This window comes from Halomonas sp. BC04 (assembly GCF_000568385.1).
Map to the genome: position 1 here is coordinate 1 of NZ_AZQX01000018.1, position 10,074 is coordinate 10,074.

The window sequence follows — 10,074 nt, forward strand, 5'->3', positions numbered from 1 at the left end:
GGCCTTCTCGGCGGCGCCGAAGAACAGCGGTCCGTTGACGTCATAGAGCGCCACCTGTCGTGGCAGGTTGCGGGCCAGCTCGCTGTCGGCCGGGTCTAGCCGGCGAGCATGGGTGAGTTCGGCCATGCGGCGAATGAACAGTGCTGCGGCGAGACCGATTCCGACGGCGACGGCAAGCACCATGTCGAAGATCACCGTCAGGCCGAAGCAGATCACCAGTATGGCCACATCGCTGCCCGGTGCGCTCTTTAGGGTGTGAACGAAATGGCGTGCCTCGCTCATGTTCCAGGCGATGATGAACAGCAGGGCGGCGAGTGCCGCCATGGGGACGAGCCCCAATATCCCGGCAAGTGCCACCACTGCCAGGAGTACCACCAGGGAGTGCACCACGGCGGCCACCGGCGAGAAGGCACCGCTGCGAATACTGGTGGCAGTACGCGCCAGCGCCGCGGTGGCGGTGATGCCGCCGAAGAAGGGCACCACGATGTTACCGAGCCCCTGGCCCACCAGCTCGGCGTTGGGGTCGTGTCGGGTGCGGGTCAGGCCATCGGCGATCACAGCACAGAGCAGGGACTCGATGGCCGCCAGCATGGCGATTGCCAGGGCCGGGCCGAGCAGCTCCCGGATCAGGGTGAAGTTCACCACCAGCGGTGTGCCATCCGGCCCCGGCAGACGCCACGGCACCACCAGATTTGGCGCAAAGGGTGGGATGCCGCTACCGCTTTGGCCCTGGAACTCCCAACTGAAGCGAGAGGCAATGGTCTCGATTTCGACACCCAGCGGAAGCACCGCCAGCGCGGCCAGGGTGCCCACCACCAGGCCGACCAGTGGGGCGGGTACCGGCAGCCTGAGGCGGGGCCAGAGAATCAGGGTCGCCAGCGTCACCAGGCCGATGCCGAGCTCGGCTGGGGCAAGGGTCGGCAGGGCGCCAACGACGGCGGCCAGGTTGTGCAGCGTACTGTCGCCCAGCGGGACCTCGTCAAGGCCCAGGAAATCGGGAATCTGCAGCAGGGCGATCACCACGGCAATACCGGCGGTGAAGCCCAGTACTACCGGGTAGGGCACGAACTGGATCAGGCTGCCCAGCCGTGCCAGACCCAGGGCCACCAGGATCAGTCCCGCCATCAGGGTGGCGATAAGTAGGCCCCCGACGCCATGACTGGCGACGATGGGAAACAGGATCACCACGAAGGCGGCGGTGGGGCCGGAGATATTGAAGCGTGAACCCCCGGTCAGCGCGATGATGGCGCCGGCAACAATGGCGGTATAGAGCCCGTGCTGGGGCGGCACACCGGTGGCGATGGCCAGCGCCATGGAGAGCGGCACGGCGACGATGCCGATCGTCAGCCCGGCCATCAGATCGCGACGCAGTTCTGCGAGCCCATAGCCCTCGCGCCAGGCGGCAAGCAGTGCGCTGCCGGGTATAGGCAGTCGGTAGCGAGGCTTGAGCGAGTGGCGGGACATGGCGGTTCCTGGGTGGGAAAAGGCGTGTATTACGCTACGCCGCAGCGAGGAAGCGGTGCAAGACGGCCAAGGTAGGGGAGGACAGACGCAAAACGGCGGCGCCCTGGGGCACCGCCGTCGGCTTGCGGTAAGTATCAGCTCTGGGTGGCGGCGTCGGGCAGCTCACCCACGGCGCCCGGCATGGCCTGAACGTACCCGCCTTGGCCGGCGAGTGCCAGGAAGTGCAGGTGGCGCTCGTACTCCGACAACACATCGGCAATTACCTGGCCACGGGTGAAGCCGTTGAGATCCTTCTCCAGGCCGCCTTCTGCCAGGTAGACATCGAGGCGTACGTAGTAGTCGTCGTCAGCCGGCAGGAAGCTCGGCGTGCGCATGCGATGCGGACACACCTGGTAGACGAAGCTGGCAGCCTCGCCAAGGTCCACCTGCAGGGTCAGGGATGGGAGAGATTCACCCTCGAGGTGTTCCTCGGTGACGTTGGTGGCCTGGCCACGGCTCTCCAGCTCCTGGGCGAACTGGATCAGCGCCGGACGAATGGCATGCTCGATGGTGGCGGCGGCGCCGGCCCGGCTGGAGGTGTCGAGCGCCCTGTCGAGGCGCTCGCGCCAGTCGCCGCCGGGCGCTGTGCCGGTGACCTGTCGGCGCGCATCGGCCTTGCTGCCCTCGAGTTTGAGCGCCTTGTACATCCCCACCATGATCGCGAAGATCACCAGCGAGAAGGGCAGGGCGGTGATCACCACCGCGCTCTGCAGCGCCGCAAGGCCGCCCGCCATCAGCAGTGCCACCGTCACCAGACCGATCACCATCGACCAGAAGATGCGCAGCTTGATCGGTGCATCGTGGTTCACGTCGGAGAGGATCGAGGTGAAGTTGGCCAGCACCAGGCGCCGGAGTCCGCCGAGGTGATGAAGAAGACGATGCCGAGCACGGTTACCACGGCAGCGGTCAGGCCGATATAGGGATAGTATTCAAGCAAGGTGTACATGGTGGTCTGCGGCGTGCTCAGGGCCTGTTCGCCGAGCTCGATGACGCCCTGGTTGGCCACCAGCTCGATGCCACTGTTACCGAACACCGACATCCACACCATCATGAAGGCCAGCGGAATGCCGAGGGCACCGGCGACGAATTCGCGAATGGTACGCCCGCGGGAAATGCGCGCCAGGAACAGCCCGACGAAGGGCGTCCAGGCAATCCACCAGCCCCAGAAGAAGATCGTCCACCACATCTTCCATTCGTTGGCGGCGTCGCCGGCAAAGGCGTAGGTATCGAAGCTCTTGGCGATGAAGGTGGAGAAATAGTCACCCGCATTGTTAACCGCCATGTCGAGCAGCTGCAGGGTGTGGCCCTGGAACAGCACGAACAGCAGCAGCGCCAGTGCCAACAGCATATTGAACTCCGACAGGCGCCGGATGCCCCTCTCCACGCCGCTGACCACCGAAATGGTGGCGAGGACCACCACCAGGGCGATCAGGACGATCTGCACCGAGAGGCTTTCGGGCACGTCGAACATGTAGGCCAGCCCGTAGTTGAGCTGCATCACGCCGATGCCCAGGCTGGTGGCGATGCCGAACACCGTGGAGATCACTGCGGTGATGTCCACGGCATTGCCGATGGGGCCATGGATGCGCTTGCCGAGCAGCGGGTAGAGCGCGCTGCGAATGGCCAGCGGCAGCCGGTGACGGTAGCTGAAATAGGCCAGCGCCATGCCCATCAGCACATAGAGCCCCCAGCCGGACAGGCCCCAGTGCATGAAGGTCTGGACGACGGCGGCCCGCATTGCTTCTTGGCTCTCCGGGGTCATGTCCGGCGGTGCCAGGTAGTGGGCGACCGGCTCGGCGACGCTGAAGAACAGCAGGTCGATACCGATGCCGGCAGCGAACAGCATGGCGGACCAGGAGAGCAGCGAGAACTCCGGCCGCGAGTGGTCGGGGCCGAGGCGTATGCTGCCGAAGCGCGACAGGCCGATGGCAATCACGAAGATCAGGTAGGCGAGTACCGCCAGCATGTAGTACCAGCCGAAGGTCTGGCTGACCCAGGCCAGGCCGGTATCAAAGAAGGCACCGGCCTGTTCGGTGAAGGTCATGGTCAATACGAGAAAGACCAGTATGCCGGCAACGGAGCCGTGGAATACCACGGGATTGAGTCGGTCCCGTCGTTCGGGAAGCGGATTGCTATGCGCCATGGAGTGCCTTCTCCTGTCGGTTGGATGGGACTCCCGCCGATATCCGATACCGAGACGCGCTGTAGATTGTTCTCCACAATCGAAAGCACGCCTGCCTGGTGTCTTGGACGAGGCCAGTCGATGCAGCCGCAGAGACGCCACTTCTAGCGGCATGCGCGCTATCTGTGGCCCTGGCTCGACGGTTGGATGACGGGAAGCGTTCTTTTATTGAATGAACGTTCAAATAAAATACGCACATCTTGGCAAAGCTTCAACCCTGACTATGCCGAGAGCCGGTAAACGTTCACGAAAGTGAGCGGTTCTGCTTGCAGAACGGCTTAGGCCAGCTATAACTGTTTGTAACCGACTGCAAGCAGGGAGGCATGCACGCTGCGCCAGCTACGGCAGGGATGCCCTCGGGACGACTGACCTGCCGGGTTGGCCGGCGAGGAAAGCACGCACTAGAACAATGATAACTCCGGAGTATGTAATGGCTCATGACAAGCAACCGGCTGATCAGCCGGACGTTAACAACGCCTCCACGACCGTTTCCGATACTGCGCCTTCCAAGACCACCGACCGACAATCCCGTCGTCGCTTCCTCACCGGTTCGGCCGCTGCCGTCGGAGCCGGTGCCGTTGCCGCGGTAGGCTTTCCCAGCATCGCCGTGGCCCAGACCACGACCCTGCGTTTTCAGAGTACCTGGCCCAATCAGGATATCTTCCACGAGTTTGCCGCTGACTATGTGCGCATCGTCAATGAGATGTCCGGTGGCCGGTTGCGGCTGAACCTGCTGCCTGCCGGTGCGGTGGTGGGGGCGCTGCAGATGCAGGATGCGGTAATTTCCGGTGCCCTGGACGGCGGTCATGGGGTGTCTGCCTACTGGTACGGCAAGCACAAGGCCTTCTCGCTATTTGGCACGCCACCACCGTTCGGCTGGGACGCCCACCAGTTCCTGGCCTGGTTCTGGAATGGCGATGGGATGGCGCTCTACAACGAGCTGCTCGAGAACCTGGAGTTGCCGCTGGTCGGCTACCTCACGGGGCCCATGCGACCCAGGCCCTGGGYTGGTTCAAGGAGCCGATCAGCAGTGCCGATGACCTGCGAGGTCTCAAGTACCGCACGGTGGGGCTGGCCGCCGATCTGATGAACGAGTTTGGTGCGGCGGTGACGATCATGGGCGGTGGCGATATCGTGCCGGCCATGGACCGCGGCCTGCTCGACGGTGCCGAGTTCAATAATCCCTCCTCCGATCGCCTGCTGGGCTTTCCCGATGTCAGCAAGACCTGGATGCTGCGCAGCTATCACCAGGACTGTGAATCCTTCGAGATCATTCTCAACAAGGCCAAGCACGATAGTCTGCCCGAGGAGTTCCAGGCGATCCTGCAGTATGCCGCCAAGGCGGCCTCGTCGGAGATGTACTGGAAGGCGATGGACCGCTACCCCAAGGACCTTCAGGCCATGCGCGAGGAGCAGGGTGTACAGACCTATATCACCCCCGACTCGGTACTCGAAGCCCAGCTTGAGGCCTGGGATACCGTCATCGAGAACGAGTCGAACAACAGCGAGTTCTTCAAGCGGGTGGTCGATAGTCAGCGGGACTACTGCGAGCGGGTCGTCGGCTGGCACCTGGAGGGCAATACCCCCAAGGAACCGGCCTATCGCCATTTCTATGGCAGGGCGTCTACCGACACTTCCACCATCCTGTAACGCTCCCCGGTACTCGGCCCGCTCCCGGCGGGTCGGGTCCTTGCCGATTGCTTGCCGACGCCAGGAGGGTGTCGGTTTTCGTGCTGTGGGGAGCCGTCGGGTACGCGGTGATGCCCCTGGTGAGAGGTCGCCATGCGTTTTATCTTCTTCATCGATCACCTGAGCACCTGGGCGGGGAAAGTTTTCGCCTGGGCGATCCTGATACTCACCTTCGTGGTGAGTTACGAAGTCTTCATGCGTTATGTCCTGGGGGCGCCCACTGCCTGGGCCTATGACACCAGCTACATGCTCTACGGCACGCTGTTCATGATGAGCGGCGCCTATGCACTGGCACATAGCGCCCATGTGCGGGCCGACGTGGTGTCGCGCTACTTTCCGCCAAGGGTGCAGGCCGGAATGGACCTCGGCCTCTATGTGATCTTCTTCTACCCGGGCATTCTGGCGCTGGTGTGGTATGGCTGGGACTTCTTCGCGCTCTCCTATCGCCAGAACGAGCACAGCTCCTATACCCCCGGCGGGCCGCCCATCTACCCCTTCAAGTTCGTCATTCCCGCAGCGGCATTCCTGCTGATGGTACAGGCATCGCCGAGGTGAGCCGTTGCGTGCTGTGCCTGAAGCATGGCCATTGGCCGAGGCGCCTGGGTGATGTGGAGGAGATCGCGATCCCGGTCAACAAGCAGGAAGAGATCATGGCTGCACAGTCCGATGCCGGGGAGACGCGTCAATGACCGAGCCACAGGTAGGAATCATGATGCTGGGCATGCTGGTCGCGCTGATCATGCTCGGCTTTCCCATCGCCTTCACCTTGATCGCCATGGGTGTGGCCTTCGGTTATTTCGCCATTGGCGACATCATCTTCTCCCTGCTGGTCCAGCGTGCCTATGGGGTCATGGCGAACGACGTCCTGATTGCCGTGCCGCTTTTTCTGTTCATGGGCTATCTGGTGGAGCGAGCGAACATACTCGACCGGCTGTTCTCCAGCCTGCAGCTGGCCGCCCGGGGCATGCCGGCCTCGCTGGCGGTGGCGAGCTTGATCACCTGTGCCCTGTTCGCGACCGCCACCGGTATCGTGGGTGCGGTGGTGACCCTGATGGGCCTGCTGGCTCTGCCGGCGATGCTCAATGCCGGCTACGACAAGCGCATGTCCAGCGGTGTGATCTGTGCCGGGGGGTGTCTTGGTATTCTGATCCCGCCGAGCATCATGTTGATCCTCTATGGTGCCATGGCCGGCGTTTCGGTGGTGCGCCTCTATGCGGCTGCCCTGTTGCCGGGCCTGTTGCTGGCGGGGCTCTACATCGCCTATGTCATGGGACGGGCCTTGATCAATCCCAAGGTGGCGCCGAAGCTCTCGCAGGAGGAACTCGATGTGCCCCTGGGCCAGGTCTACTGGGGCCTGCTGACCTCGTTCGTACCACTGTTCGTGCTGATCATGTCGGTGCTGGGGGCGATCCTGTTCGGCCTCGCCACACCCCACGAGGCCGCGGGGATCGGGGCGTTGGGTGCCATCCTGCTGGCGGCGGCCTATCGTCAGTTGACCTTCGCACGGCTAAGGGAGGCGGTCTTTCTCACCGCGCGAACCAGCGCCATGGTGTGCTGGCTGTTCGTCGGCTCGTGGATCTTCTCGTCGGTGTTCTCGCTGCTGGACGGTCACTCGCTGATCGAGCACTGGATCAGTGGCATGTCCTTGACGCCACTGCAGTTCCTGATCCTGGCCCAGGTGATGATATTCATCCTCGGCTGGCCCCTGGAGTGGACCGAGATCATCATCATCTTCGTGCCGATCTTCCTGCCCCTGCTGGCCATGTTCGGTATCGACCCGCTGTTCTTCGGCGTGCTGGTGGCACTCAATATCCAGACCTCCTTCCTGACGCCGCCCATGGCCATGTCGGCCTTCTATCTCAAGGGCATAGCGCCAAAGAGCGTACAGCTGAACGATATCTTCCTGGGCATCGCGCCCTTCCTGCTGCTGGTGATCGTGGCGATGGTCATTCTCTACAACTTCCCGGGCATCGCCATGTGGTTGCCGGGTGTACTCTACAACTAGCCGGCGAAGATCATGAAAAGGCCCGACACGGAGGTCGGGCCAGGGGGGAAGTTCGTCGAGACAGCGATCAGTCGTTGGCTTTGTCGCCATGCCGTTTGCCGTGGCCCTTGTAACCGCGGGGTTGCATCATCGCCTTAATCGCTTCGATCTGCTCTTCGCTCAGCAGCTCGCCGAGGGCGTCCTGATGCTCGTCGCGCAGGGCCTGCCAGGCTTCGCGGCGCTCCTCGCGAGACTCGAACGACTGGCCGCGTAGCTCCTGCATGTCGGCATAGAGGGAGTGGCGCAGCTCGGTGAGCGCCTCGCGCTCCTCGTCGGAGAGTTCCCAGCTGTCGACCAGGGTGCCCAGGCGCTGCGGCATACTGTGATAGCCCTGTCCGCGGTACTCACCACGCTGCGCCTGGCGCATCTCGCGCTTGGCCTCGCGTAGCGCCTCACGCTCCTCCTCGTCGAGAAGCTGGTCCATGCGCTCGCGATGCTGCTGGTGCAGCTCACGGAGTGCCTGATGATGCTCGGCGTGGGCCTCTTCCAGGGCCGAGCGGGTCTCCTCGTCGAGGCCGGCGCGCTCGAACAGCGCCTGGCGCTGCTCGCTCCAGTCCTTGTCGCCCTGGCCGGCAGTTGCTGCCAGCGAGAGTGGCGCAATGGCGACGGCCAACAGGGCGGGCATCAACAGCGTGCGGGTCATGAAACCTTTCATATCAAGCAACTCCTTGGTGCCGGGGTGATGGTGCCAGTATCCGGAAGCGGTGTGCAGCAGGCGTGCACGGAGTGTGCAAACCCTGTGGAGCCTACTCCTCGGGCTGATACTTGTAGCCTACCCCGTAGACCGAGCGAATGATCTCGCGTTCGGGCCAGGTGTCGGAAATCTTCTTGCGCAGCTTCTTGACGTGACTGTCGACGGTACGCTCGGAGACGATGCGGTGGTCGCGGTACATGCGGTCCATCAACTGGTCGCGGGAGAAGATCCGTCCCGGCGACTGCATCATCACCTTGAGCAGCTGGTACTCGACGGCGGTGAGGCCCAGGTCATGGCCGTCGGCCAGGGCACGCCAGCCGTCGTCGTCCAGCACCAGGTTGCTGCCGGCGCTGGTCGCCGGATCGCTGGCGGCCTGGCTACGGCGCAGCACGGCCTTGACGCGGGCGACCACTTCCCGCGGGCTGAATGGCTTGCAGATATAGTCGTCGGCACCCAGTTCCAGACCCAGCAAGCGATCCACCTCCTCGACCCTGGCCGTGAGCATGATGATGGCGAGCTTGGGCCAGCGCTGGCGAATCTCGCGGCACAGGGTCAGGCCATCGGTACCCGGCAGCATCAGGTCGAGCAGCACCAGCCCCGGGGGGCGTTCGCCTGCCATGTTTTCCTGCAGCCAGGGCAGCACGTCGTCGCCATGGTCGATGGGGTGCGTGGCAAAGCCGCTGCCTTCCAGGTAGTCGGCCACCAAGCGTGCGATCTTGGGCTCGTCTTCGACGATCAGCAGGGTCTCGCGCGGGACATCGGTGTCGTGCATGGGCTCCTTTCCTTATTGGCTGGGTCGGTCGTCGTCAAGGGCGGGAAACTCGAGGGTCCAGCATAACCCACCCAGGGGGGAGGGTGAGGCGTGCATGGTGCCACCGTGGCTCTTGACCAGCGCGCTGGCGATGGAGAGCCCCAGCCCGCTGCCGCCGCTGGCCCGGTTGCGAGAGCCCTCGACCCGGTAGAGTCGCTCGGTGAGACGGTCGAGGGCCTCCTCCGGTACACCTGGGGGGCTGTCCTGCCAGGTGACCCTTACCCGGCCCCCCTCCTGGCCAAGGCTCACCTCCAGCCGTCCGGGAGGGGCCGTATAGGCGCGACTGTTATCGAGAAGGTTGGTCCACAGCTGGCGCAGGCGGCGGGCGTCGCCACGGATCCAGGCGGGTTTCTGGATGTCCGTGGCCAGCTCCAGGCCGCTGTCATCGAGCCAGCCGTCGGCTTCATCGAGCCACGCGGCAAGGCTCTCGGCCAGGTCCAGGGGGGCAAGCTGCACCTCAAGGGCATCGGCATCGCTCTGCGAGAGCAGCCGCAGGTCGGTGACCAGGCGCTCCAGTTGGCCGACCTCCTGGGAGAGCGAATAGAGGTTGTCGTCGTTGAAGGACCGAATGCCGTCCTGCATGGCCTCGATCTCGCCACGCAGTATCGCCAGGGGCGTGCGCAGCTCGTGGGCGATATCCGACACCCACCTGGCCCGGGCATCTCGGCTGGCTTCCAGGGTGGCCGCCAGGACATTGAAGTCATGGGCCAGTCGTGACAGCTCATCGCGACCCTGCTCCCGCAGGCGGGTGCTGTAGTCGCCTTCGGTAAGGCGTCGGGTGGCCAGCGCCATGCTGCGGGTGCGGCGCCCCAGCCACCAGGCGAGGCCACCGGCCAGAAGCAGCGAGGCCATACCCAGTGCCACGATGATGATGACCAGGTTGCGCTGTTGGCGAGCGAGGAAGATTCGGTCCATGCGCGCCATCAGTTGCTGGGGAGGTCGGTAGCCGAGGGTGCCGACCTGCTCGCCCTGATGCTCGATGGGCAGCCAGTGCAGTTCAGAGGCGGTTTCGCTGTCGTCCGGGGCAAGCCCTATCACCGGCAGGCCATCGGCATCGTGAAGCACGAAGTCCCGGGCATCGCCCAGGCGGCGCTCGATGCGTGGGCGGGCGGTCCCTCTCCGGGCCACAGCTGCTGGCGTACCAGGCCCTG

9 protein-coding genes and 1 pseudogene are annotated in these 10,074 nt (G+C 64.1%); 5 read left to right on the plus strand and 5 right to left on the minus strand.

Going from position 1 to position 10,074, the window contains the following annotated elements; translation table 11 throughout:
- The coding region (gene dauA, locus Q427_RS01660; protein WP_043510443.1) for a C4-dicarboxylic acid transporter DauA at positions 1 to 1,464 on the minus strand (1,464 nt) is incomplete at its 3' end.
- Between the two features lie 134 nt (positions 1,465 to 1,598).
- Positions 1,599 to 3,646, minus strand: a pseudogene (gene betT / locus Q427_RS01665) (choline BCCT transporter BetT).
- Between the two features lie 469 nt (positions 3,647 to 4,115).
- Here betT and Q427_RS35055 point away from each other — a divergent pair.
- The 5 genes from Q427_RS35055 (at position 4,116) to Q427_RS01680 (ending at position 7,379) form a co-directional block, all read left to right on the plus strand.
- Positions 4,116 to 4,772 carry a twin-arginine translocation signal domain-containing protein gene (locus Q427_RS35055; protein WP_197030447.1) on the plus strand — a complete coding sequence of 219 codons (657 nt, stop codon included), beginning with the start codon at positions 4,116 to 4,118 and terminating at the stop codon, positions 4,770 to 4,772.
- On the plus strand, positions 4,751 to 5,335 hold the full coding sequence (locus tag Q427_RS35060; RefSeq protein WP_269321185.1) for a hypothetical protein: 585 nt from the start codon (positions 4,751 to 4,753) through the stop codon (positions 5,333 to 5,335). The genes Q427_RS35055 and Q427_RS35060 overlap by 22 nt, the downstream gene beginning before the upstream one ends.
- A gap of 132 nt (positions 5,336 to 5,467) precedes the next feature.
- The gene (locus Q427_RS01675) at positions 5,468 to 5,929 is read left to right on the plus strand and encodes a TRAP transporter small permease subunit (RefSeq protein WP_197030448.1); all 462 of its coding nucleotides are present in this window, start codon (positions 5,468 to 5,470) and stop codon (positions 5,927 to 5,929) included.
- 8 nt (positions 5,930 to 5,937) lie between these two features.
- Positions 5,938 to 6,063, plus strand: a complete 126-nt coding sequence (locus tag Q427_RS35065) for a hypothetical protein (RefSeq protein WP_269321186.1) — start codon at positions 5,938 to 5,940, stop codon at positions 6,061 to 6,063.
- Positions 6,060 to 7,379: a TRAP transporter large permease gene (locus tag Q427_RS01680; RefSeq protein ID WP_043510444.1), complete on the plus strand. Its 1,320-nt coding sequence runs from the start codon at positions 6,060 to 6,062 to the stop codon at positions 7,377 to 7,379. Before Q427_RS35065 ends, Q427_RS01680 begins: the two co-directional genes overlap by 4 nt.
- A gap of 67 nt (positions 7,380 to 7,446) precedes the next feature.
- Here Q427_RS01680 and Q427_RS31850 read toward each other — a convergent pair whose 3' ends face one another.
- From Q427_RS31850 to Q427_RS01695, 3 genes are all read right to left on the minus strand, one after another.
- Positions 7,447 to 8,073, minus strand: coding sequence for a hypothetical protein (locus Q427_RS31850; protein ID WP_051496041.1), 627 nt, complete (start codon positions 8,071 to 8,073; stop codon positions 7,447 to 7,449).
- A gap of 91 nt (positions 8,074 to 8,164) precedes the next feature.
- Positions 8,165 to 8,884, minus strand: coding sequence for a response regulator (locus Q427_RS01690; RefSeq protein WP_043510446.1), 720 nt, complete (start codon positions 8,882 to 8,884; stop codon positions 8,165 to 8,167).
- Between the two features lie 12 nt (positions 8,885 to 8,896).
- On the minus strand, positions 8,897 to 10,074 hold a 1,178-nt coding region (locus Q427_RS01695; RefSeq protein WP_081785775.1), incomplete at its 5' end, for an ATP-binding protein.